The organism is Achromobacter sp. DH1f (assembly GCF_000633435.1).
GTDB classification, from domain to species: Bacteria; Pseudomonadota; Gammaproteobacteria; order Burkholderiales; family Burkholderiaceae_B; genus Achromobacter; species Achromobacter deleyi.
The window spans coordinates 43,446-66,394 of the sequence record NZ_AYMF01000035.1 but is presented as its reverse complement, the minus strand read 5'-3'; the positions used below and the strand labels follow the sequence as shown (position 1 = coordinate 66,394).

At 61.8% G+C, this 22,949-nt stretch carries 21 protein-coding genes; 5 read left to right on the top strand and 16 right to left on the bottom strand.

What is annotated here, in order from left to right; genetic code table 11:
* Window positions 1–76: 76 nt before the first annotated feature.
* From U858_RS0128385 to U858_RS35770, 3 genes are all read right to left on the bottom strand, one after another.
* A complete protein-coding gene (locus U858_RS0128385) occupies window positions 77–1,108 on the bottom strand; it encodes an AAA family ATPase (RefSeq protein WP_025140502.1) in 1,032 nt (343 codons plus the stop codon).
* Entirely contained in the window at window positions 1,093–2,667 is a 1,575-nt protein-coding gene (locus U858_RS0128380) for an ATP-dependent endonuclease (protein ID WP_051593704.1), read from the bottom strand. The genes U858_RS0128385 and U858_RS0128380 overlap by 16 nt, the downstream gene beginning before the upstream one ends.
* A 422-nt stretch (window positions 2,668–3,089) precedes the next feature.
* Window positions 3,090–4,076, bottom strand: a complete 987-nt coding sequence (locus U858_RS35770) for a hypothetical protein (RefSeq protein WP_157838864.1) — start codon at window positions 4,074–4,076, stop codon at window positions 3,090–3,092.
* Between the two features lie 1,052 nt (window positions 4,077–5,128).
* Here U858_RS35770 and U858_RS0128370 point away from each other — a divergent pair.
* Together U858_RS0128370 and U858_RS0128365 are read left to right on the top strand one after the other, a co-directional pair.
* Entirely contained in the window at window positions 5,129–5,464 is a 336-nt protein-coding gene (locus U858_RS0128370; protein WP_025140500.1) for a hypothetical protein, read from the top strand.
* A 61-nt stretch (window positions 5,465–5,525) separates the two neighbouring features.
* Complete coding sequence (locus tag U858_RS0128365) at window positions 5,526–6,527, top strand: LysR family transcriptional regulator (RefSeq protein WP_025140499.1); 1,002 nt, start codon at window positions 5,526–5,528, stop codon at window positions 6,525–6,527.
* On the opposite strand, the gene U858_RS0128360 is transcribed toward U858_RS0128365, so the two are convergent.
* From U858_RS0128360 to U858_RS0128340, 5 genes are all read right to left on the bottom strand, one after another.
* A complete protein-coding gene (locus tag U858_RS0128360; protein WP_025140498.1) occupies window positions 6,462–7,229 on the bottom strand; it encodes an SDR family oxidoreductase in 768 nt (255 codons plus the stop codon). The two genes, U858_RS0128365 and U858_RS0128360, sit on opposite strands and share 66 nt — an antisense overlap.
* 144 nt (window positions 7,230–7,373) lie before the next feature.
* Window positions 7,374–7,625 (bottom strand): hypothetical protein, encoded by a 252-nt coding sequence (locus U858_RS0128355; RefSeq protein WP_025140497.1) that lies wholly within the window; start codon window positions 7,623–7,625, stop codon window positions 7,374–7,376.
* 123 nt (window positions 7,626–7,748) lie between these two features.
* Window positions 7,749–9,449, bottom strand: coding sequence for a nicotinate phosphoribosyltransferase (locus tag U858_RS0128350; RefSeq protein WP_025140496.1), 1,701 nt, complete (start codon window positions 9,447–9,449; stop codon window positions 7,749–7,751).
* Between the two features lie 36 nt (window positions 9,450–9,485).
* On the bottom strand, window positions 9,486–10,343 hold the full coding sequence (locus U858_RS0128345) for a phosphoribosyltransferase family protein (protein WP_025140495.1): 858 nt from the start codon (window positions 10,341–10,343) through the stop codon (window positions 9,486–9,488).
* Between the two features lie 99 nt (window positions 10,344–10,442).
* The gene (locus tag U858_RS0128340; protein ID WP_025140494.1) at window positions 10,443–11,096 is read right to left on the bottom strand and encodes an NUDIX domain-containing protein; all 654 of its coding nucleotides are present in this window, start codon (window positions 11,094–11,096) and stop codon (window positions 10,443–10,445) included.
* A 167-nt stretch (window positions 11,097–11,263) separates the two neighbouring features.
* On the opposite strand from U858_RS0128340, the gene U858_RS0128335 reads away from it, so the two are divergent.
* Entirely contained in the window at window positions 11,264–13,141 is a 1,878-nt protein-coding gene (locus U858_RS0128335; RefSeq protein ID WP_157838863.1) for a hypothetical protein, read from the top strand.
* Window positions 13,142–13,209: 68 nt separating this feature from the next.
* Here the strand turns inward: U858_RS0128335 and U858_RS0128330 are convergent, their stop codons facing one another.
* The 7 genes from U858_RS0128330 to U858_RS0128300 all read right to left on the bottom strand — a co-directional run bounded on the left by U858_RS0128330 (window position 13,210) and on the right by U858_RS0128300 (window position 20,224).
* Window positions 13,210–15,690 (bottom strand): TonB-dependent siderophore receptor, encoded by a 2,481-nt coding sequence (locus U858_RS0128330; RefSeq protein WP_081821745.1) that lies wholly within the window; start codon window positions 15,688–15,690, stop codon window positions 13,210–13,212.
* 87 nt (window positions 15,691–15,777) lie between these two features.
* Window positions 15,778–16,800, bottom strand: a complete 1,023-nt coding sequence (locus U858_RS0128325; protein ID WP_025140491.1) for a FecR domain-containing protein — start codon at window positions 16,798–16,800, stop codon at window positions 15,778–15,780.
* Complete coding sequence (locus U858_RS0128320; protein WP_029954397.1) at window positions 16,797–17,297, bottom strand: sigma-70 family RNA polymerase sigma factor; 501 nt, start codon at window positions 17,295–17,297, stop codon at window positions 16,797–16,799. The genes U858_RS0128325 and U858_RS0128320 overlap by 4 nt, the downstream gene beginning before the upstream one ends.
* Before the next feature lie 168 nt (window positions 17,298–17,465).
* A complete protein-coding gene (gene gph / locus U858_RS0128315; protein ID WP_025140489.1) occupies window positions 17,466–18,161 on the bottom strand; it encodes a phosphoglycolate phosphatase in 696 nt (231 codons plus the stop codon).
* A gap of 84 nt (window positions 18,162–18,245) precedes the next feature.
* Window positions 18,246–18,686 (bottom strand): ribose 5-phosphate isomerase B, encoded by a 441-nt coding sequence (gene rpiB / locus U858_RS0128310; protein ID WP_025140488.1) that lies wholly within the window; start codon window positions 18,684–18,686, stop codon window positions 18,246–18,248.
* A 91-nt stretch (window positions 18,687–18,777) separates the two neighbouring features.
* Window positions 18,778–19,374: a sugar O-acetyltransferase gene (locus U858_RS0128305; RefSeq protein WP_232786619.1), complete on the bottom strand. Its 597-nt coding sequence runs from the start codon at window positions 19,372–19,374 to the stop codon at window positions 18,778–18,780.
* Complete coding sequence (locus U858_RS0128300; protein ID WP_025140486.1) at window positions 19,361–20,224, bottom strand: aldo/keto reductase family oxidoreductase; 864 nt, start codon at window positions 20,222–20,224, stop codon at window positions 19,361–19,363. The genes U858_RS0128305 and U858_RS0128300 overlap by 14 nt, the downstream gene beginning before the upstream one ends.
* A gap of 112 nt (window positions 20,225–20,336) precedes the next feature.
* Here U858_RS0128300 and U858_RS0128295 point away from each other — a divergent pair, with 112 nt between their 5' ends.
* On the top strand, window positions 20,337–21,236 hold the full coding sequence (locus U858_RS0128295; RefSeq protein WP_025140485.1) for a LysR family transcriptional regulator: 900 nt from the start codon (window positions 20,337–20,339) through the stop codon (window positions 21,234–21,236).
* 8 nt (window positions 21,237–21,244) lie between these two features.
* On the opposite strand, the gene U858_RS0128290 is transcribed toward U858_RS0128295, so the two are convergent.
* Window positions 21,245–21,862, bottom strand: a complete 618-nt coding sequence (locus U858_RS0128290) for an ABATE domain-containing protein (protein WP_025140484.1) — start codon at window positions 21,860–21,862, stop codon at window positions 21,245–21,247.
* Window positions 21,863–21,985: 123 nt separating this feature from the next.
* Between U858_RS0128290 and U858_RS0128285 the strand changes: the two genes are divergently transcribed.
* A complete protein-coding gene (locus U858_RS0128285) occupies window positions 21,986–22,897 on the top strand; it encodes an alpha/beta fold hydrolase (protein ID WP_025140483.1) in 912 nt (303 codons plus the stop codon).
* Window positions 22,898–22,949: the final 52 nt, after the last annotated feature.

The following is a 22,949-nucleotide window of genomic DNA, read 5'->3' as shown; positions in this document are numbered from 1 at the left end:
GGAAATCGAAAATGTAGTCTGGCGCCCTTTTCTTCGCGCTCGAGACACCGGCTCCTCACGTGCGGCGCAGCAGTACTCAAGAGCGCTTGTACCCCTTCAGCAGGGATTCGGGGACGAACGTCAGGTTGCCTCGTGCGCGGGAACAGGCGACGTATAGTTTGTTGCGCGTCTCCGGGTTGATGTCTCGGAAGCTGCCGGCGCTCCAGGCCTTCACATTGCCAGGATTCAGCACTACGCACACGTCCTCATAGCGATCAATGCCTTTGGACGCGCCCCAGTTCTGGGAGAAGCAGTCGTACTTCTGGTGCTCCTTGTAGAACAGCTTGACCGTCCCCGAATCCAAATAGAGGGCCGCAACCGCTGCCGGGTCGTCCTCGAAGCGCACGATGCTCGTCCGCTCGTCATGCGCCTGAATGTCGATGCCGATCTTCTCAGTGATGAAGTCGCAGACGCTTTTGCTGCAACGTCGGCTGCGATTGAGACTGTCGGTATCGACCTTCAGTCGAGCTCGCTCAAACTTCTTCTTGTAGGCATCGTAATTCTGATGCAGGTTGGCATTGACGTTGCCGTCGCGGCTCGTGTCGAAGGTGTGTTGGTGGAAGTCGCCGACGAAGCACATGTTCGGCTGGGCCACGCTGATGCTCAGCAGGAAGTTGAAGTCATGCCCGCCGAAATCCTGTACCTCGTCGACGAAGAGGACGTCGAAGTATTTCTCTATGCGAGCCACCACCGCATCAGCTAGGCCAGACTGCTCGATGAACTTGGCGAGACGGTTCGCATAGAGCCAGCGCCCAGGCGACATGTAGCGACGGTCATCGGTCAAGGGGTAGACCGGAAACCGGTCGGGAGCGTTGAAAGTGATCCCTAGTGTGTCCTTCTTGGAACGTAGGAATGGCCGGTAGCAGAAGCTGTGCAAGAACCTGAAGTAGGTGTAGATCGCGATGTTGGGCGGCAGGTAGCCGAAGCGCTCGAGGACCTTCGCGCGCAGGTTTTCGTAGTTGGCCTCGGTATATGTGACCAGCAGGAAACGCCGCGTCTCGTCCAGTGCAGTGACCAGGTGGGTAGTCTTGCCTGACCCAGCGACCGCAAAGACTACGCTCTTATCCATGTCACCGCCTGTTGAATGTAACCCGGGGCTGCCAGCGCGGTTCCCTGCTTCTCTAGCAGCTGGAACGCGGCGTCGGTCTTGTTTTTCAGCATGTATTCCTCGACGCTTAGGGTCTTGCGGCCCGCCGCGAACAGATCCTCACAGACGGTCTGGTTGTCTTGGTACATGCAGACCTCGAAGGTATGGCGGGCATTGTCGGGGTCCGCGAAGACCTGGACGGATTCCGACACGTAGTCCGAGTAGTTCGCGACGCAGTTGGCTGCATGATCCTTGTCGTTGTCTCGGATCGCCGCCACTTTGATGCCCAGCAGCATGGCAAGCTCGAGGTAGCGCTTGAAGCTGGTGCCATCGACCGAGATCACATGAACGCTATCGGCATCCAGGCTGCACCCCGGGGCACTGATCTGATAGAGAGCCGCCATTAGGATGAATTCCGCGTCGCCCTCAACCAGGATCGCCTTTTTGCACAAGGCTAGTTCCAGGACATTGTTGTCGGGAGCCTTCATGAAGAACTCGGCGGTTCCCGGGCTGAGATCCTTTAGGCTTGCCGGTTGCGATGGGTTATCTTCACTCAGAATCAGGACTTTCCGGAGATTCAGCCGTGTGGCGATAAGGCTGCTGTGCGTGGCGACAAAGAGCTGCTTCTTGATGGAGGCACGGATGCGCTCGATCAACTTGCGCATATGCACCTGACTGAGATGGTTCTCGGGCTCCTCCAGCAAAAGGACGTGAAGTGAATGCTCCCGGTTGCGCAGCGCGAACTCAGTCTTGATAAAGCACTGGCGTCCCTTCCCCTTGCTGTCAACCGGGATGTCGTCCTCGGTGATGATGATGTCGGTCTCGACGTTAGCCTTCGGACTGGTCCTGATATCGAACTTGTAGGCATCCAGCCCTTCGTTCATTGTCTTGAAGACGTCGTCCTTGAACTTCGCCTTCGCCTTTCGGTACTCGAAGCCGTGTAGGTTGCGCTGGGCAACGCTCGCATGCGCCGCATACATTGCGCGCGTGTACTCGCGCGTGGCGTACTCGTTGTTGATCAGTGAGCTGTCGATCAGCAGGTGCCGCAGCGGTCTCTTGTGCGGAAAGACAGCCTCGTCCGTGAACGTCAGGAAATGTACCCCGTAGTACTCGAACGGGAAGTTCTCGTGCCTCTCCGCAAGGATGGCCTCGATCTCCTTTGTGTATTCGTCAAGTGGCTTGCACACCATCTTGATGCCAAGGTGGTCGGCGCCCTTACTGTTGTTCCGCCCATCCAGGTCGTGGCGACCCTGCAGGCCATCGAAATAGACCTCGATCAGCAGCTCGGGCAGGTCGACGGTTTTCCTGGCGCCAGCAAGGAACTCGGCAATGCAGGCGGCATTGAACAGTGCTTCGAGCCCAATGCCCTCGACTTTGCTACGACTGGCAGTCAGCACGATATCCATCGCTTGAAGTATCGAACTCTTTCCGGCTTCGTTGCCGCCAACCAGAATGTTCAGTTCCGGATCGAATTCCAGTGCTAGCGCCTTAAAGCGCTTGAAATTTTTGAGTACCAACCGTCGAACTGTTCCCACGTTCATTTTCTCCATTAAGGACACTAAATAGGGTGTGAGACTACGGTTTTCGTTGGCGAAATTGTAGTCTGGTACCTCGTTTGACCTAGTTTCCCTAATAGCGCGGCGACATAATTTGGTTCTTGAGCGTAGCGAGTGGGGTCGAGTCGCTCTATCGCTGCAGTTATGTACTTCGCCATTGCGTCTTTAATAGAAGTTGGTACGATAATGACCGACATGCAATCCACCTCCCGGTAGTAAATTCAAGTTCTATAAACCAAGTCGTGCTCGCCTCTTTCAGTCTAAGAGGTGGGTTCCCGCTTAACTCGAAATTTGATCGATTAAGCGCATTCGGATTTCAACGAAATTCAAGGTGCGCAATCTTTAAAATATGCAGTCAGGCTACAGTTTGAATTTTCATGGGCGAATCGGTTGTTTGGGATCATTTTTTAATTGTTTCTATAACTGAAAACGAAGCCGTCAAGACCAATTGAATACCGTTCGGCGAGGTCTGTTGAAAACGAATATTTTTCGAGCTTTTGGCTTGTGCCGCGCAAAATATCGTATTTCTTTGATCGAATAAGTTCGGCAACTTCTCTGTCAAGCCCAATTCGAATTTTTCGACTACCTCTGACTAAGTCGAAGAATTCGATTTCGAGACCGTCGATGCGTTCTTTTTTTGGACTTGTTTTTAGACCGGATTCAGCAAGTAGAAAAGGTGCATAGTATGCGTCATAGAATTTTTCTTTTATTAGTTTAAGGCCTTTCCCCTCGTTGGGTGGTGGGTCTTCAAGGTGGGTAAATATCCTGTCTGCGCCGATGTAAGTCGCACATGCCGTGCCCGTTGTAGGCAATGCACCTTGAATGGTGGAAACTTGCCGAATTTGAAGTTTTGCCTCCGCAATTTTTCCAGCTAAATTTGATTCGGAGGTGGATATACCTTTTGCCTCAAAGATGTGCCAATTGCCGTCTCCTGTTTGACCCACTAGATCAGGTTCTTTATGACGGCGGGTGTTTGTCGAGTGAGCAAATTTAACTGCGCTGCTTTTTTTAAGAGATTCAATATGGATTAAGCTTGGAATCTTTAGTAATTTCTCGGAATATAATTTAGCAAATGCCATTCCTAAGTTGTAGCTAACGATTCTTTTCTTGTCTAGGATATATGTGTCAAATATGGGGTGGCGCCGCATTCCTGCCCTGTTGGATTCGATGTTGCTCGCTACTAATGCGACCTTTTCCAGTATTGATTCATATAAGGCCCTGGGAAGTCCAAATTCACGAATGCTTCTCCATGACAGAAAAGATGGATTGCCTACGGTGACAATGCTTCGGTATAAATCAAGTTTTCGACAAAGTAGAGTTCTTTCTTGTGGGGCAGTGTTTAGATATGCATAGGTGCCTTTATAGTTCGATACCTGATAATGAATGAGTGGCATATAAAATGGCTTTAGGTTTGGCGACTTGCACTGCTTGCAAATCGTTTTTATTAATAAATGTGACGGAGTTCGGTTTAAGAAATATGAAGTGCTCTGCTCTGAGCCGGTAACCAACCAGTTTGTCGGGTAATTGGTGCTAAAAGATATCCTCGTCCACTCTAGAAATGGACGCGAGGTATCCGTTGCAGCTTAGGGAGATTGAACGCTCCAATTACTTTGCTCTCATACCGCCATGCTCGTCTTGTACTGCCCGCTTCCCCGGTGGAATTCCGGCCATTCTTCTGTCACTTCCTTGAACGGCTCGGGATCCTTGTCTTATGGCAACCATTCGCCCATCTAAACCTTGTAGTCCTCTCGCTCCGGGTTGGATTGCGACCACTCTTCCATCTGTCCCTTGTAGGCCTCTACTGCCAGCCGGTATTGCGACCATTCGGCCGTCAGAACCTTGAAGACCACGCCACCCTTCGGGAATGTTGATCGCCATGCCATCACTGCCTCTCAGCTGTCTTGTCATCAGGTAGTTCTCCGAATGATGCCTATTGGCAAAGGATCGCCCTTTGATCACGAGGCATTGTTTAGAAAATGCAGAGCAATAGGAAAGCGTAGTATTTAATAATGTTTATATCATGTGGTTACATTGTGTGGCCAGTGTCAGCCTTGGTTGGACGCGAAATAGTGGTGTAAATCGAAAATGGATCTGGGATGTTATCTATCGATTTGATCGAACCTCACCGAAAGGTTGGGCATTGCATATCCATAGAGGAGCAGTGACCGTTGCTCGATAGCTTTCTCGTGGACATGGAAGCTGAAGGCTGGACCGACAGGTTTTAAGGACAAGGCCGGACAGCTTGCAATGAGTGGTAGTCAGCAATCTCGGTCTTAGCAAATGCTAGACCAGTAGCAAAAACGTCCCACTCCGCACCACCTCCCATCCCCCCGCCATATACTCCCCCCACTACCTCCCCACAGGTAGTCCGGACTGGAAGCCGGAAAGCTATAGGCGTACAGCCGCAACGCATGCGGCCTGACTCAGCCCTATAGGAGGCAGCCCCATGCTGCACCACCCCCTCACGCAAAACCCCTGGTCCGTCGATTCCGACCGCGAATTCGGCCCCGTCTCCCTTTCGCATCTCCACCAGATAGACCGCGCCCGCTACGCGATCCAGACCATCGTCCGCATGGTTGGCAATAGCGCAGCCGAACCCGATGCAACGGGCGCTTTGCCGCTGGACGCCTGGGCGGTAACGGCGTTGATGGGTGGGGTGGAGGGGTTATGCGAGCACATCGGCACGTTGACCGACGCGATGCTTGACCAAGCGCAGTCGGGCCAGGGCGACAACGCAGACGGTGACGGCGCGACGCACGACGCGCCGGCTGCGATCCAATAGTCAGGCAAGGCCGAGTTGGGTTAACTTGATCCGCTCGGCAAACCCCTAATCCCTGACCCCCATGTTCCAGCTACGCCAACTGAAAATCTTCATCGCGGCAGTGGAAACGTTGAGCTTCACGCAAGCCGCGAAACGGGTGCATCTGTCGCAACCCAGCGTGACGGAACAGGTGAGGGCGCTGGAAGAAGTTGTCGGGCAACCGCTATTCCTCCGCCAGAACAACCGCCTGCAACTGACCCCAGCGGGAGAAAAGCTGGCAGTCCGGGCCCGCGAGTTGCTCGCGCTGGCGGACGATTCTTTTCGCGAGGTTCGCGATAACGCCGCCGAGCCGGCCGGCACGATTCGCGTTGCGGCCCCGCAAACGCTGTGTACCAGCATCCTGGTTCCGCAACTGCTGCACTTCGCGGCGACGCACCCCGACGCCCAGGTGGCCGTCCAGGAAAGAAACTCCCAGGCCACCGCTCAGGCCGTGCTCAACGGCACTGCCGATCTGGGGCTGGTGCACGGGTGGCCGGCCAGCGACGCCAATCTGCAGGTGGAGGTCATTACCCGGGATATGCCGGTGGTGGTTTTTTCGGCTGGTCATCCCCTGGGCCTGTCGTCCGGCCTGGTCACGCCGGACGCCCTGGCGGCGTTGCCGCTGATTGTCACGATGGAAGGGTGCCGCTATCGGGAATACCTCGAGGCTCTATTACAGGAAGCCCCGGCGCGGCCCCGCATCCGCGGCGTTGCCGACAGCGTTCCCGCATTGATGCAGATGGTGTCCGCCGGGTTGGGCGTATCAATCTTGCCGAAAATGGCCATTAACCCTGCCGGGACGATGCCTGGCCCGTCGGGAGGGGCCAGGAAGCCCGCTGAGGCAAGGCCCCGCGTCGAGTGGCGGCCGCTGGCGACCCGCAGCGGGGAAGGGCTTCCCATCTGCCTGCTCACCCAGCCCCGGCCACCGGCCCGCCACGTCGCCGCGTTCATCGACATGATCCGCTTGGCGGCAACGCCGTCAGACGAGCCGATGCCCGCCGTCCACGTGCAGCACCGTGCCGGTCGTGTAGCCATTGCGAAGTAGAAAGACGATGGCATCGGCGATGTCGTCGCCGGTGCCGACCCGGCCGACCGGCAGCCGTTCGGCCATGGCTGCCAAGAGCGATTCGCTATCCGCGCCCGCCACGTCGTTCCAGATGGGCGTGCGCACCCACCCCGGCGATACGGCGTTGATGCGCAGCGGCGCAAGCTCGACGGCCATGGCGCGCACGACGCCTTCCAGGGCGGCATTGATGGCGGCCACGGCGACGCCTTTGGGTCTGGGGCGGTAGGCGGCAATGCCGGACGTGAGGGTGATGGAGCCGTGCGCTGGCATGCGCGGCGCGCCGTGTTTGGCCAGCAGGATGGGCGCGATGACCTTTGAGCGGATGGCGCGGTCCAGCGCGTCCAGGGGTAGCTGCGGCAGCAGCTCGTAGGCGCCGCGGATATCGGCGGCGGTGCAGATCACATGGTCCACCGGGCCTGCTGCTTCGAACAATTGTTGGACTTGTGCTTCGTCGGTCACGTCCGCTTGAAGCAGGATGGGGTCGTTGAAGGCTGGCGCTTGCTTGGGGGCCTTGTCGCCCAATGCTCTCAACTGCTCGCGCGCCGCATCAAGCTTGTCGCGGGACCGGCCCACGATCAGCACCTGGCAGTGCATTTTCATCAAGTGCGCACTGACGGCCAGGCCCATGCCAGAGTTGCCGCCGACGATCATGACCCGCTGTCCTGCAAGGCTGTTGCCCATGTTCCATTCCTTGAAGTCTGTGTGTGGAATGGGCGATGTTGGCGCGACGCTCTGCCAGGCGCCAGCAGGAAGGTCTGATAGGGGTATCGGTCTTGCCGATGCGGCTTGCGAGCCTGTAGCGCTCGGCAGCAGGCCCGCTGCCGATCAGTTGCTGTTGATCCAGGTCTGCGTATCCCGAATGAACCACGGCAGATTCAGCCTTTCCCCTTCGCCTGTCTGAATGGTCAGGTTCTGCCCCGAGGACGCAGCGCCGCTGGGCACGGGCTTGGCCGCCGTGGGCGGCCGGCTGCGGTAGTCCATATCGGTGCGCTTGGGCGGTGCGTCCGCGCAGGCGGTCAGCGATGCGCAGGCGACGGCGATCAGGATGGGGGTGAGGGCGGAGCGAAGGGGCTTCATGGTTTGCGGATTCCTGCGAGTGGCACAGGCCGGGGTGCCGAGCAATCAAGGCCTCGTACCCCATACCTTACTCGCAATGCCGCCACCCGGTGAATCGCTCATTGAAGTCGGCGATACACCCAGTCAGCCTAAGCGATTCCCCCAATCGATAGTCCCCGCTTCCGGGCAAACCCACGACCCTTGCAGCCGCTCCCGAATCTCCGCCAAATTCTGCTCGACCAGCAGCTTCCCATCCCGAAACACCGGCACCAACGCGCCGCCTTCCGCCTGCTCCGCCGTCTGCTGATCCCGCAGCACATACCCCGTCGCGGTTTCATCGACCCGCAGCAAGCCCTTGGCCGACCGCTTCACGCCTGAATCCGTCACGGGGTCTTTCACCAGTTCCTGGGCCTCGCCGTTGACTTCGGCATACGTCGCCTTCAATGCCCACCCAAACGTGTCACGCGTCAGATACTGATAGGTATACGACCCGATGCCCAAAACAACGTTGCCCGACGCAAAACCCTTCTTCTCCAGCCGCACCAGAATGTCCCGGCCCCGGGCCAAGGTGATGGAATCGCCGTAGATCAGGCCGACGTGCGAGTCCAGCAGCTTGTAGCCGCGGTCGGTGATGGCGCCGCCGAAGGTGTCCCACAGGCATTGCACCGCGCCTTTGACTTCGGGTTCGCGCAGCGTTTGGGCGGCACGTGCGTCTTCGTCCAAGCGCCAGTACATGCCGGTCGCAACGTCGCGCACCGCTTCGAAGCCTTCGCGACGGGCGGCCGCCAGTGCCGCGGCGTCTTCCACGCTGGCCACGTCGGTGCAGAAGTAGCCGGTCAGGATCTTCACCGGATCCCCCGAATCCGGGCGGAACACGACCTTGGCGTTGCCGAACGGATCGGGCTGACGGGCCAGGATTTCCGGCTTCAATGCCGCCGCAAAATCCGTAACGACTTGCCAGAAGTCCCAGGTATCCGACACGACCGACACGATGCCGGCCGGATAGACCTGGGTGACCAGGCGGCGGATGGTTTCGATTTCGCCTTCCTTGCTGCCCAGGCACATGACCGAGTGTTCGGTGGCGGGGACCGAACCGCCGATCAGCTCGCGATCGGAATCCGCGCCGTACAGGTCTTCCAGGTAATCAATGGCCGGAATGGTGTCGGTGCCGGTGAACGACAGCAAGTGACCCGCGCCGCTCTTGCGGGCGTCGTACAGGCCGGACATGCCGCGCATCGAGAAGTCGTGGCCTTGCCAGTTGACGAAGTCCATCGGGCTGCCGGTCAGGCGGGCGAAGTAGGTAAGAAGCTTGCGGTATTCGAAGGCGATGGTGGCGACGGTGGAGGCCTTCCAGGATTCGCAGCTGAACAGGGTTTCGATGTAGGTCACCAGCCACGCGAATTCCGGGCGGGTGTTGACGAAGGTGACCGGGGGCACGCGGATGTCGACGCGGGCGCCTTCGGGCAGCGAGCGGATTTCCAGGGGCAGGTAGCCCAGGTCGTACAGGGCCTGCAGGTGGTCGACGGTGACGGCGCCCTTGCCCAGGGCGTTGTCGACGCGGCGCTGGTACTGGCGCACGGCGGCGCCTGCGGGCTTGCCGAAGAATTCGCGGTTGAACAGGTCGATCAGGATTTCCTTGATGAAGCCTTGCAGGCCAAACCAGACGATCTTGTTGTCGAACAGTTCAGGCAGCACGGGCGCTAGCCGGGCCGAACGGGGCGTGAAGTTGGCCAGGATCTTGTTGGTGCCCTTGGGATACTGAAAGGGGTGGCCAGTCTTGTAGAAGTCGGCTTGCAGGAAGGGGTTGATGCCGTTCTTGACGGTGCGGGGAGCGGGGGCGTTCATGGTGCGGACTCCTTCTTGATACTTGATCGTTGATGCTTAGTTGTGGGTGCCGGCGGGCGTGGGGTTGACGACGACGGGCGCATCGGCGCCGTCGGAACCCGTCCAGTCGTAGGCGGTGTAGATGCCGGCAAAGCGGGCGTTCAGTTCGGCCAGGCCTTTACTGAAGAGGCCGTGCGTGACGTACAGGTACAGGGGCTGGCGGGTCGTGTCGCGCAGGGCGGCGGCCAGTTCCAGGAAGGTGCGGCCGCCGTCGCAGATGTCGTCGACGACCAGCACGGGCTGGGCGGGGATGTCGTCGGGCACGCGGGTCTCGGTGATGCGGCCGGTCTGCGGGTCGCGGACTTTTTCGGCGTAGCGCACGTCGGGCACGCCCAGCTTCTTGGCCAGGGCCTGCACGCGCTTGCGGGCGCCGGCGTCGGGGGCCATCAGGGTGACGCCGTTGGCAAAGGCGGGGGCGGCCAGGGCATTCTTGAGAAAGGCGCTGGCGTCGACCACGCGCACGCGTTGCAACAGCGCGGGGGTGACGTCGCTGTGGGGCTCGACGATGGTGACGGTGGCGTATTGCTGGTCGTTGATCAGTTTGCAGAACACGGCGGCGCCCAGCGCTTCGCCCGGGTTGCAGACGCGGTCTTGCCGGGCGTAGGGCACGTAGGGCATGTCCAGGTGCACGGGCACGGCGGGGTTCAGGCGACGCAGGGCGTCGGTCAGCATGAGCAGCTGCATGACGTCGTCGGCGGACTTGAGCAAGGCGTGGATGCGGAATTCGCTGGCGGCGTCGGCTTGGGCTTGCAGGCCGGCGGGCACGGTGACCTGGCTTTCGCCGCCGGGGAACACGAACGCGGCCGGGGTGGCGCTGTGGCGTTGTCCTGCTGCTACCGCTGTGATGGTGAACATGATGTGGCCTTAGTGGCAAATTAAAACTAAGTGAGGCCAGTATAAGCCTACTTATTGTTTGTTTGCAACTATGCTGGATTCAAGAGAGGGGGGTGACGCTTATCCGACGCTGCGGTCGAACAGGGTGAAGTCCTTCAGGCGATAGAGGCGGGCAGGGCGTTGGGCGCCCAGCACGTAGTCTTCGGTGGCTTGCAGCACGTCCCAGGCTTCCATCTTGCGGCGGAAGTTGGATTTCTCCAGGCGGGTCTGCAGGATGGCTTCGTAGGTGTGCTGCAGCTCGGTCAGCGTGAAGCGTTCCGGCAGCAGGAAGAACGGCAGGGTGGAATAGCTGGACTTGCCGCGCAGGCGGGCGACGGCGGCGGCCACGATGGCGGCGTGATCGAAGGCCAGGGGCGGCAGGGCGTCGACGCTGACGAACTGGAACCCGGCTTGCGTCGAGGCTTCCAGTTCGGCGGCGGGCACCAGCGCGACGTAGGAAACCGACAGCGACCACTTGCGCGGATCGCGGTCGGGGCCGGAGAAAACCTGCAATTGCTCCAGGTAGCGCGGCTCGAACCCGGTCTTGTCGCGCAGCACGCGGCGGATGCTGGCTTCGGTGGTGGCGTCTTCGTCGACATGCACGACGCCGCCAGGCAAGGCCATGGCGCCCTTGAACGGCTCGCGGCCGCGCGGTTGCAGGGCGATTTCCAGGCCGGTTGCGCGCAAGGTGAGCAAGACGGCGTCGACGGTGACAAGGGGTTGGGGGTGGTCCAAGTGGGGTTCCTTACGGGATACTTCGGGGTAAGGTGCCACTATGTGGGGGATTGGTCAACCAGACCTGAGGTCGTTGGTTCTGTCCGCTCCGGCATATTGCTAAAAATGGCTAGTTTCTGTCACAAAAATTGACTACCATTTTTGGACATATCGCTATGGGGAAAGTCATGAACAGATTCTCACTTGTAGTCAGTATGGCGTTTCTTGCAAACGCAGCAGCAGCTCAACAGCCGACGGCGAGTCCAACGACGAATACCGATGTGACAGGGACGCTCCTCCTTGTGCCAACCTTGCAGTTCACGCAAGAAACATCACCCGACTTGGGCGTTAGCGACAAATTTCCGTTGCTCCCTCTAGTGCTTTCGAACAAGAACAATATGGCGGCCGCGCCGGCGGTATCGCCGTCCAGTCGCGTCAGCGGATACATCCTCAACCGGCAACTTGTCGAACAGATCGCGAGGGTATATCCAGCTGCTGGAGTGGATATCGGTCAAGGTTGGAACTCGTTCTTGAACCGAGCCAGCGCGAATATTTGCATCGAAGGAGGCATTGAAAAACTTCCTGGTACGAGTCTGACCGCTTCAATTTCTGCGGTGGAAAATAGCGCGGCCTATTTCGATTCCATTTCTGGGTCTGCAGGAGGAAGTTACGGTCCGTTCAGTGGATCGGGTAGCTATCTGAATGAGAAGAGATTCAGCTCGTACGACGCCAACGTTGTGATGAATGCGGTTGTCGATATGGGTGGACGCTTCGTTAAGCCGTCAAAAGGCAGCGGTATTCGGCTCACGGATGATGCCCTGCGCTTGTTGAGAGCGAAAGACGGGGTCAATCGCTTTCTTCAGGCATGTGGCGATTCTTTCGTTACGTCGGTACGTGAAGGGGGGCGATTGAGCGCAGTCTTGAGCATCTCCAAGGTTAACCAGTCACGCAAGGAGGAGATTCAGGCGCAGGCCGCCGGCGGGTTCAGCGCGTTCAGCGCCAGTGCCAGTTTCAAGCAGACGGCTCAAGCCGCAGCTGACGCCAAGAGTCTCAAGGTCGTATTCGATCAGATCGGTGGCGCATTTGGAGGCATCCCGGTTACGCTCGATGAGATGGTTGCAAAATTCACGCAATACAAAGTAGACGGTCAATTTAACCCGCGCCCCTACGTTTTCTTCACACAAAATTACCGCTCATTGCCCAATTGGCCGGATGAATTGGAGAACCGTGTATCTCCCGTGGATCAGGATTTCTTCGTTCTGAGTTACTACAATTTCAGCGATCTCGGGGCGGACTACGACAGGGCGATCAAGGATCCGAGTTCATTCAAGAATTTTCTGAGAGGCGGGGCACCAGCAGTCAGCGCCAATCGAGATGTTGCGCTTACATACGCAAGAAATCTCGACCTTGCCGTGTGGGAATGCATCAATTCGTTCGATTGTTCGATTGAAAACTTGGACAAGATCGACAACCAGATCCAATCGTCGTCTGAATCCAATGATTCCAAACATGCGTCGAATGAAAATGAGTCTGATGGCATGGTTGGGCTGGCTAAAGGTTCGTTCAGCGGCTTCGTCACGCTCCAGCGCAGCGGTATTGCCAACAGCCAAGCGACTCAGACGCCGGCGGGATCAGCGGGATCGGCATCTGACGCCGTGGTTCTTCCAAAGATGACGGTGAACTACTACAGCCTTCTTGCTTCGCTGCCGTTGTACGAAAGCAGTGGACAGACCGGATTCGCAGCACAGTCGACGGCTGGTCAACAGCCGTCCGATGAAAAAATCCTGCAGGAGTTCAGAGCGTGGCTTGTGGCGACTCGGTTGCGCCCCATTGCCAACGGCTACTGCACGCGGTCAGCGAATCATCCTCTTTGTCTTTCCGGCAAGGAGTTGAGCTTTATTGTCGGACTGATTGACATTGCTCCAGAACCACTTCGTCCAAAGCCGGCACCTGTGGTCGTGGCACCGCAGCCAGAGCAAAAATCGGAAGTCAAACCCGTTCCAAAGAAACCGCAAGATCCGATCGACAGGGGGCCTTGCAGATTCAAGCCGATGCTATGCACCTGACGGCTTTGCAGCTGGTGGGGGGGGAATCGGACTGCAACGAAAGTGCTGTCTGATTCCATCTCTTCCTGCTACCAACGATACGTCGCCGTGGCCATCACCCGGCGCCGCTCGCCATACCCGCAGTTATACGAATCGCAATTACGCCCCAGGTAGACCTTGTCGGCCAGGTTCCGCGCATTCAACGCCAGGCTCCAATGCTGGAAGTCGTAGCCCAGCATGGCGTCAAACAGGGTGTAGGCCGGCACCTTGGCGGGGGCGGAACTGTTGGCGCCGTCGGTGGCGCCGACGAAGCGCACGCCCATCCCCACCTTGATGCCGTTGGCAAAGCGATAGTCGCCCCAGGCCGAGGCCTGGTTGCGGGGGGTAGCGGTGAGCTGGGTGCCGATCTTGTCGGGGTTGGCGTTCTTGGTGACGCGGGCATCGGGCGTCCAGGTGTAGGACAGCAGCAGGTTCATGCCGGTGATGGGCTGCATGGCCATTTCCAGTTCCATGCCGCGCACCATGACTTCGCCCGTCTGCACGGGCACCATCTCGCGGTCGAAGGTCATGACGTTCTGGCGACGCAGGTCGAACAGCGCGATGCTGTAGCTGTCGCGGGTGCCGGGCGGCTGGTAGCGCAGGCCCACTTCGTATTGGCGGCCGGTTTCCGGCTTGAAGGGGCGGTTGGTCTTGGGGTCGACGGTGGTGATGGGCAGGAACGACGTGCTGTAGCTGGCGTAGGGCGCCAGGCCGTTGGGCGCCAGGTACACGAGGCCGGCGCGGCCGGTGAATTTGCTGTCGGTCTGGCGTGACGAGCTGCTGTCCAGGTGGTTGTCGGTATCGATGACGGACCGGTCATAACGGCCGCCCAACGTGGCGACCCAACGGTCCGCCCATTTGATCTGGTCTTGCAGATACAAGCCGGTCTGGGTCAGGGTGGACGTGGTGTCCTGATAGGGGTCGGGTAGGGTGACCGGCTGGCCGTACACCGGCGAGAAGATGTCGATGGACGGGGCTTCGCCGAAGAAGGTCTTTTGCTGGTAGCGGCCGCGTTGCAGGTCCAGGCCGACCAGCACGGTGTGCAGCCAGTCGCCCGAACGCAGCTTGGCCTGCACCTGGTTGTCGAGGGTACCCAGGCTGCCGTGTTCGCGGCTGCCGAAGACCACGCGGCCGACCTGGCGGTAGTTGGCGGGCGACTGAGGGTTGTCGGCGTCTTCGGTCAGGAAGCCGCTTTGGTAGACCTGGCGGTAATCGGTCTTGATCTCGCCGTAGCGGGCGTTCTGGCGCACGGTCCAGACGTCATTGAATCGGTGTTCGAGCTGGTAGCCGACATTCCATTGATCCTGGTTGTAGCGGTCTACGTCCGGTTCGCCGACGAAGGTGTGAGTGGGTATGCGGCCGTTGGGGGTGGACAGCAGCGTGCCGTCGACCGGCAGGAAACCATAGGAATTGCCCGCGCGTATCTGCGATACCTGGCTCAGCAGCGTCAGCGTGGTGTCGCTGGATGGGCGCAGGGTCAGGGCAGGGGCGATGTAGAAGCGCTTGTCCTTGACGTGGTCGACCTGGGTGTCGCTGTCCAGGCCAATGCCGGTGATGCGATAGAGCACTTTGCCGGCCTCGTCCACCGGCCCGGCAAAGTCGCCCGCCACCTGGCGCTGGGAATAGTTGCCGACCTGAACCTGCAATTCATGCAGCGGCTCTTCGGTGGGGCGCTTGCTGACGACGTTGACCATGCCGCCCGGCGAGTTCTGGCCATACAGCACCGACGTCGGCCCGCGCATGACTTCGATGCGTTCGGCGCCGTAGCCTTCCACCCGCCAGATGGAATAGCCGGCGTTGTTGCGCAGAAGAAGGCCGTCCTGGTAGAAGCCGGGCGAATACGCGTCGAAGCCGCGAATCGACAGCCAGTCGTAGCGCGTATCAAAGCCGTCGAAGGTCTTGACGCCGGGCGTGTAGGCCAGCGCGTCGGTTACGCGCGAGGCGGCCATGGCGGCGATGCGGTCGGCGGTGACCACCGAGATGGACTGCGGCGTTTCGATCAGGGCGCTGTCGGTCTTGGTGCCCGTGGCGCTGCGGCGGGCGACGTAGCCGTCGACGTGGCTGTAGGCGGTTTCTCCGGCGCCGGTGACGACCACCGGCGCCAGCACGGTGGCGGCGCCCGACGATTCGGCCAGAGTGCGCACGGCGTAGCTGTTGTCGCCCACGGGCACCGCCTGCAAGCGGTGGCGCGCCAGCAGGGCGGCCAGGCCGTCGCGAACGTTGGCGGGGGCGTCCAGCGCATCGCTCTGCTTGCCGCGCATCAGTGTGGGGTCGAACGACAGCGTGATGCCCGCCTGGCGGGCGTAGCTGTTCAGCGCGTCTTCCAGATTACCGGCAGGGACGCGGATGGGCTTGCGGGCGGCGTCCGTGCTTTGCGCCCGGGCGGTCTGCGGGGCCAAGGCTGGCGCCAGGGCGGCGGCCGCGATGAATGTCCAGGCCGTCAGGCTGCCGCGGCGGGGCCGTGTCTTGGATCGGTCGGTGGGTGGTGTGGGCGAAGGCAGGCGCGAAAAAGCGGGGCAGGGCGGCGGCATGGCAGGCATATCCTTGGATTCAAAAGAGGCAATACCTGGTTGCCGGACGAACCCCGCAAAACCCGCAATCGATCTGCAAGATATTTTCTAGCGCGCCGTGACCGTCAAGGCATCGGCTGGCCCGGCGACCACGCGCACCGGCAGGGTGCTGGCCAGCACCTTCAGCGCCCGGGCCGCGGGGTCCGCGCCGTCCAACTGGAAGACGCCCGACACCCGCAGGTCCGCGGCGTCGGGGGCGCAGGCCAGCCCGGCCGCCCGGTAGCGCGCCAATTCCGCGACAAAGCGGCCCAGCGGCATCTGCTTGACCACCAATACGCCCTGGGTCCAGGACGACGCGTCGAACGCGGCATCGGCCAGGCGCTCGGGCGCGGCGCCGGGTGCCCGCACGCGGATGCTGTCGCCGGCCTGCGCGAGCACGGGCAGCAGGTCGCCGGAATGCACGGCCACCTGCCCCTGATCCACATGCAGCCGGGTGGCCAGGGCCGCGCCGTCTTGCTCCAGCCGCACCCCAAAGCGCGTGCCGATGGCGTGCAGCCGCGCGGCCGGGGTGTCCACCCACAGGGGTCGACGCCCCGAGAACGAACCGGCGTCGTCGCCCGTGGTGATGAAGATTTCGCCCTGGTCCAGCACCAGCAGCCGTTGGGCGGGCGTGAACACGACGCGGGCGCGCGTATCGGTGTTGAGCCACAACTCGGTGCCGTCCGGCAAGACAACACGGCGCCGTTCGCCCACCGCGGTGTGGTACTGGGCCCGTTCCTGCCAGGCCGACAGGCGCAGGCTCAAGAGGCCCACCATCGATGCCATGGCGCCCAGGCCCAGCAGCTTGAGCGCGCGGCGGCGCCCGTGGCTGCGGGCCTGCATGGCGCGGGCGGCCTGCAAGGTGCCGTAGGCCACGGGGCCCGCGGGGCTTGCGGCCATCTCTTGAAAAGGTTGTTCCACCGCGCGCACTTGCTGCCAGGCGGCTTCGTGGGCGGGGTCGGCGGCGCGCCAGGCGTCACAGGCGGCGCGGTCTTGCGCCGTGGCCGCGCCGGAGGCCATGCGCACGGCCCAGCTGATGGCCTGGTCCAGCGGATCGGGCGCCAGGGCGCGGGATTGAGCGGCCGGCGTCACGATGCCGACTGCAATGCCAGGCAGTGGCGGATGGCGGTGGCCATGTACTTTTCGACGGAGCTGAGCGTGACGCCCAACTGCTCCGCAATGCGGGTGTACGGCAGGCCTTCCAGCCGCGACAGCAAAAAGGCGCTGCGCGCCTTGGGATTCAAGCCGTCGAGCATGGCGTCGACGCGCACCAGCGCCTCGATCAGCAGCAGGCGGCCTTCGGGGGACGGCGCCTGCGGTTCGGGCAGCGCGGCCACGGCCTGTTGGTAGGCCCGTTCCAGCGACAGGCGGCGCACATGGTCCACCACCAGCCCGTGCGCAATTGTGGTCAGCCAGGCGCGGGGTTCACGGGCTTGCAGGGCGGCCTGGGGGCGCACCAGTACCTTGACGAAGGTGTCGTGCGCCAGGTCGGCCGCGTCGATGGCATTGCCCAGCCGGCGGCGCAACCAATGCCGCAGCCATTCGTGATGGTCGCTGTAGAGCGCGTCGACAGTATCGGGGGAGGGCATTGCCGGCACGATGGAAGGCCAAATGGGGCAAGTACGGCCTGGGGGTGCCGCGTTTTCTTAATAAAAATCAAACTCAATACGGATTGTCGTCGGGAATGCGGGGTTCGGCAATAGGGGTTATTGCGCCCGGAAATCGGGACATCGACGTGCCGTGGCCGGCAGCGCTCGTTACGCCTGTGGGTTGAGCAGGCGGACGCAAGCGTCCACCAGGTCATCGAAGTGATGCAGCAACACGTCCGGCTTCAGGTCTGCCGCCGGAATCTCGGTGTAGCCGAAGCTCACCAGGATCAACGGCGTGCCGGCCCCCCGCGCCGCGCCGGCGTCGGGGGCGGCATCGCCCACCATGACGGTGCGCGACACGTCGCCGCCCACGGCCTGCACGGCCTCGATCAGGTGGGCCGGGTCGGGTTTGGGGGCGGTGACGGCGTCCAGGCCGACCACGCCGTCGAACAGAGGCGCCATGTCCAGCAGGGTCAGCAGTCGAACGGACAGCGCGGTGGGTTTGTTGGTGCAGACGACGAGCTTGGCGCCGGCGGCCTTCAGTTGCTGGATCGCATCGACCACGCCGGGAAAGGGCCTGCTTTCGTCGGCGATATGTTCGCGGTAGCGGTCGACGAACTGCGGAAAGAGGTCGGCGCTGCGGGCTTCGGGTTCCGGCTCGCCGGCCTGGGTCAGCGCCCATTGGATCATCCATTTGGCGCCCCGGCTGACGTGCGCCTTGGCCTGCGGGTAGGTCACGGCGGGGTAGCCGGCCGCTTGCAGCACGGCGTTGATGGCGCCGACCAGGTCCGGGGCCGATTCGACCAGCGTGCCGTCCAGGTCGAAGGCGATGGTGGCGTCTTGCAGGGCGGTATAAGTGGTCATGGGGAACGGCTTTTCAAAGGAACCAGACGCCGGGACAGAGGCAGGGTCGGCAGGATGAAACGAACAGCGGCAGCCTGCGCGTTGTCAGGCCGGGCTCGGGTTCGCCTGGCTCAACCTATCGATCCGCCGCTGATGGCGTCCGCCTTCGAACGGCGTTTCCAGGAACGCGCTGACGCATTCCCGCGCCACTTCGAATCCGATGATCCGGCTGCCCAGCGCCAGGACGTTGGCATCATTGTGCTGGCGGCTCAGGCGGGCCATGGTGCTGTTCGTGCACAGCGCCGCGCGGACGGCGGCAAAGCGGTTCGCGGCGATGGAAATACCGATGCCGGACCCGCAGATCACCACGCCTTGCTGAGCCTTGCCTTCGGTAATGGCCTGCCCCATGGCAAAACCAAAATCGGGATAGTCGACCGACGCCGAGCCGTGCGTGCCCAGGTCCAGCCATTCAATGTCTGTGAACGCCTGTTTGAGTTGTTCTTTCAGGTCGTAGCCGGCGTGGTCGGAAGCGATGGCGATGGGCATGGGGGGCTTGGATTTCAATCGGATTGGCGTGGGGCGTTGCAGGGGCAGTCGTGGATTGCGACTGCCGCGCAATTGTGACATCAGTCACGCATCAACGCCCGCACCCCGGATCCGCATCCTCGGCAATCGCGCGAATGACGCGCGCCGGGTTGCCGCCGACCAAGGTATTGGCCGGCACGTCCCGCGTCACGACCGAGCCGGCGCCGATCACGGCATTGTCGCCCACGGTGACGCCGCCGATGACGGTGACGCCCGCGGCGATCCACACGTTTTTTCCGATGACGATGGGCTTGGCAACGACGCTGCGGTGGCGTTCGGCCGGGTCCAGCGGATGGCCCGAGGTGATGAGGCTGACGTTGGGGCCGATCAGGACGTCGTCGCCGATGTCGATGCCGCCCAGGTCGTACATGGTGCAATTCTGGTTGATGAAGACGTTGCGGCCGATACGGATGCTGTCGCCGCCGGTGGTGTAGAACGGCGGGATCAGTGAGAAACGTTCGTCCAGCGTCTGGCCGATGAGTTCGCTGAACACTGCGCGGATCTCTTCCGTGTCGTCGTAGGTCAGGCGGTTCAGCACCGGCGTGATGCGCAGGGCGCGCTTGACGCTGGCCACCATCGCGGCAGACTCCGGGGTTTTGCGGGGAATGGTGGTGGGCGGCTTGGGCATGGTTTCATCAATATATTCCATCCAGTTCCGCCACGGCCTGCGGCGACAGCGTCAGCTGCGCCGCCTGGACGTTCTGCCGCAGATGCGCCACGGACGACGTGCCGGGAATCAGCAGGATGTTGGGCGAACGCTGCAGCAACCACGCCAGCGCGACCTGCATGGGCGTGACCTGGCAGTCGGCGGCCACGCGTTCCAGCGTAGCGGACTGCAAGGGCGAGAAGCCGCCCAGCGGGAAGAAGGGCACGTAGGCGATGCCTGCCTGCGCCAACTGGGTGATCAGGGCGTCGTCGTGGCGATGCGCCAGGTTGTACTGGTTCTGCACGCAGACGATGTCGGCAATGCCGCGGGCCTGGGCCACCTGCGTGGCCGTGGCGTTGCTCAGGCCCAGGTGGCGCACCAGGCCTTTGCGCTGCAGGTTGGCCAGGGTGGAGAACATGGGTTCGATGTCGCCCTCGGCCGGCCCGGCCACGTCGAACATGAGCCGCAGGTTGACCACGTCCAGCACGTCCAGGCCCAGGTTGCGCAGGTTGTCGTGTACGGCGGATTCCAGTTCGGCGGGCGTTGCGGCGAGCAGCCACGAGGCGTCGGGACCCCGGCGCGCGCCGACCTTGGTGACCAGGGTCAGGTCGTCGCGATAAGGGTGCAGGGCTTCGCGGATCAGTTGGTTGGTGACGTGCGGGCCGTAGAAGTCGCTGGTGTCCAGGTGGTTGATGCCCAGTTCGACGGTTTCCTTCAAGACGGCGATGGCCTGGGCCTTGTCTTTGGGCGGGCCGAATACGTGGGGGCCGGCCAGTTGCATGGCGCCGTAGCCCAGGCGGTTCATGGCGCGGTCGCCCAGTGAGTAGGTGCCGGCTTGTTCGATGGAGGTCATGACGGGTTCCTGAGGGGAGGGGAATGGACGTCAGTCTAGGCCTGGGAGTACCGTACGACAATCCAGCGTAATCGCACAGCTTGTGCGGAATTCAGAACAATCGAGACCCGCCATGCAAGACCTGCAAGACATCAGCGCTTTCGTGGCCGTGGCCACGCACGGGGGCTTTCGGGGCGCGGCCCGCCACACGGGCGCCAGCGCATCGCAACTGAGCGAGGCCGTGCGCCGGCTGGAAACCCGGCTGGGGCTGCGGCTGTTCAACCGCACGACGCGCAGCGTGGCCACCACGGCGGCCGGGCAGCATTTGCTGGAACAGCTGACACCGGCGCTGAACGCGGTGGAATCGGCGCTGGACGTGGCCAATCGTTTTCGTGACCGGCCGGCGGGCAGGCTGCGGCTGAATGTGCCGCTGTCGGCGTCCCGGCTGGTGCTGCCGCGCATCATCCCGCCGTTTCTGGCGGCGTATCCCGAGATTCGGCTGGAAGTGGTGGTGGACGACCGTTTTGTGGAATTGCTGCAATCGGGCTGCGACGCGGGCATACGCTACGAAGAAAGCATGGACCAGGACATGGTGGCCATTCCGATCGGCCCCAAGCGCCAGCGGATGGGGGCGGCGGCCTCGCCTGCGTACCTGGCCAGGCACGGGCGGCCGACGCATCCGGACGATTTGCGCAACCACCTGTGCCTGCGCGGGCGCTTTTCCAGCGGGGCCATGCCGGCCTGGGTGTTCGAGCAGCCGGGCAAGCGTGTGACGGTGGACGTGGACGGCCCGTTGATCGTGAGCCTGGGCGAAGCGGCCGACCTGGCGGTGGATGCCGCCGTGGGCGGCGCAGGGGTGGTGTATCTGTTCGAAGACTGGCTACAGCCCTTTCTTGACCGCGGCGAGCTGGAACCGTTGCTGCAAGACTGGTGGCCCAGCTTTACCGGGCCGTTGCTGTATTTCCCCGGACGCCGCTATCTGCCGGCGCCGCTGCGCGCCTTCGTGGATTTCGTGCAGACGCAGCGCTGGTAGCGGCGTGCCTATTTGCCCGGGCTTGCTAGCGCGCCGCTGCTGCGCTTTCTGAACTGCGCCGCTTTGTAGCGGTTGCCGCATTGGGCCATGCTGCACCAGCGTCGCTTGTGCGACTTGGTGCGGTCGTAGAACCACAGGATGCAGTCCGGGTGTTCGCACTGCTTGACGAGCGAGAAGTCGCCGTCGATGAGCAGGTGCGCGGCTGCTTCGGCCACGGGCCCCAGCAAGGACGCGATCGCGTCGCCCTGCGGGCGGCGGGCCAGCACGAATTTGCCCTGGCCATCGCGTTCCAGCCGCGGGGACGTCAGATACCCCTGCAAATATTGATTCAGGCGGTCGACATCGACGTCTTGCCCCGCCTTGCGGGCGGCGATCAGGTCATGCACCACATTGCGCAGTTGCTTGCCCTGGGCCAGCAGGTCTGCCGAGGCCACGCGCGGCGGCTTGCCCGGGGGCGTCACGTGGTGGCGTTCGAGCCAGCGCATGACGTCATCGCCGCTGTTCCAGAAATCGACGATCTGGTCGTCGCTGCGGGCCTGGGTATTGAGCAGGTCCATCGCGAGGTGGTCGCCGATCATCGGCGGCTCGGTCGCGGCGCCGTCGTGGCGGTGTTCTGCGGTGGTCATGGGTAACCCTTAAAAATGATGTTGACAGGTTATCACGATCTGGGGCAGACTGCGCCAAAGTAACCAATGAAAGTTAATTTAAACAGTTACTTTGTCACGAACCTCCCTTTGCAAGGAATCGCCATGAATGCCACCCCTCCCGCTGTCGATCACGCCAACGCCGCTCTCCGCCCCGAGGCCGTGCGCCACGCCACCCTGGAAGTCGACGGCGTCAGCGTCTTCTACCGCGAAGCCGAGCGTGCCGATGCGCCCGTCGTGCTGCTGCTGCACGGCTTTGGCGCGTCGTCGTATATGTTCCGCAACCTGATACCGGCCTTGGCCGGCGACTACCACGTGATCGCCCCGGACCTGCCGGGCTTTGGGCAGACGACGGTGCTGCCGGGCGTGGATTTCGCCTACACCTTCGACAACCTCACCTCGGTCATCGATGCCTTCACGCAGGCCAAGGGCCTGACGCGCTACGCGGTGTATGTGTTCGACTACGGCGCGCCGGTGGCCTGGCGCCTGGCGGTCAAGCACCCGCAGAAGATCAGCGCCGTCGTCAGCCAGAACGGCAACGCCTACGAAGAAGGCCTGAGCCCCGGCTGGGCGGACATGCGCCGCGCCTGGAGCGCGCCGACCGCCGAAAACCGCGAGGCCCTGCGCCGCTTCAACACGCCGGACATGATCAAGTGGCAGTACGTCGAAGGCGTGGAAGACGCGTCGCTGATCGCGCCCGAGACTTATCAGCTGGCCTCCGCCGCCATTGCCCGCATTGGCGACGAGCCGCAAATGGATCTGTTGCTGGACTACGGCAGCAACGTCAAGCAGTACCCGCAGTTGCATGCGTTCTTTCGCGAATACCAGCCGCCCACCTTGGCGATCTGGGGCAAGAACGATCCTTTCTTCCTGCCGCCGGGGGCAGAAGCGTTCAAGCGCGATAACCCCCGGGCCGAGGTGCGGTTCGTGAACAGCGGCCACTTCGCCATCGAAACCCACGGGGCGGAAATCGCGGCGGCGATGCTGGAATTCCTGAACCGCAACGTCAAGGCGTAGCGCTGTGTAGCGCGAGAACGGCGGGGCTCGGCGAGCGCCGCCGTCAGGGTGT

Coding starts and splice junctions, on each gene's coding strand:
- U858_RS0128385 (WP_025140502.1), bottom strand. CDS start 1,108: ATGGATAAGAGCGTAGTCTTTGCGGTCGCTGGGTCAGGCAAGACTACC.
- U858_RS0128380 (WP_051593704.1), bottom strand. CDS start 2,667: ATGAACGTGGGAACAGTTCGACGGTTGGTACTCAAAAATTTCAAGCGC.
- U858_RS35770 (WP_157838864.1), bottom strand. CDS start 4,076: ATGCCACTCATTCATTATCAGGTATCGAACTATAAAGGCACCTATGCA.
- U858_RS0128370 (WP_025140500.1), top strand. CDS start 5,129: ATGCTGCACCACCCCCTCACGCAAAACCCCTGGTCCGTCGATTCCGAC.
- U858_RS0128365 (WP_025140499.1), top strand. CDS start 5,526: ATGTTCCAGCTACGCCAACTGAAAATCTTCATCGCGGCAGTGGAAACG.
- U858_RS0128360 (WP_025140498.1), bottom strand. CDS start 7,229: ATGGGCAACAGCCTTGCAGGACAGCGGGTCATGATCGTCGGCGGCAAC.
- U858_RS0128355 (WP_025140497.1), bottom strand. CDS start 7,625: ATGAAGCCCCTTCGCTCCGCCCTCACCCCCATCCTGATCGCCGTCGCC.
- U858_RS0128350 (WP_025140496.1), bottom strand. CDS start 9,449: ATGAACGCCCCCGCTCCCCGCACCGTCAAGAACGGCATCAACCCCTTC.
- U858_RS0128345 (WP_025140495.1), bottom strand. CDS start 10,343: ATGTTCACCATCACAGCGGTAGCAGCAGGACAACGCCACAGCGCCACC.
- U858_RS0128335 (WP_157838863.1), top strand. CDS start 11,264: ATGAACAGATTCTCACTTGTAGTCAGTATGGCGTTTCTTGCAAACGCA.
- U858_RS0128330 (WP_081821745.1), bottom strand. CDS start 15,690: ATGCCGCCGCCCTGCCCCGCTTTTTCGCGCCTGCCTTCGCCCACACCA.
- U858_RS0128320 (WP_029954397.1), bottom strand. CDS start 17,297: ATGCCCTCCCCCGATACTGTCGACGCGCTCTACAGCGACCATCACGAA.
- gph (WP_025140489.1), bottom strand. CDS start 18,161: ATGACCACTTATACCGCCCTGCAAGACGCCACCATCGCCTTCGACCTG.
- rpiB (WP_025140488.1), bottom strand. CDS start 18,686: ATGCCCATCGCCATCGCTTCCGACCACGCCGGCTACGACCTGAAAGAA.
- U858_RS0128305 (WP_232786619.1), bottom strand. CDS start 19,374: ATGGAATATATTGATGAAACCATGCCCAAGCCGCCCACCACCATTCCC.
- U858_RS0128300 (WP_025140486.1), bottom strand. CDS start 20,224: ATGACCTCCATCGAACAAGCCGGCACCTACTCACTGGGCGACCGCGCC.
- U858_RS0128295 (WP_025140485.1), top strand. CDS start 20,337: ATGCAAGACCTGCAAGACATCAGCGCTTTCGTGGCCGTGGCCACGCAC.
- U858_RS0128290 (WP_025140484.1), bottom strand. CDS start 21,862: ATGACCACCGCAGAACACCGCCACGACGGCGCCGCGACCGAGCCGCCG.
- U858_RS0128285 (WP_025140483.1), top strand. CDS start 21,986: ATGAATGCCACCCCTCCCGCTGTCGATCACGCCAACGCCGCTCTCCGC.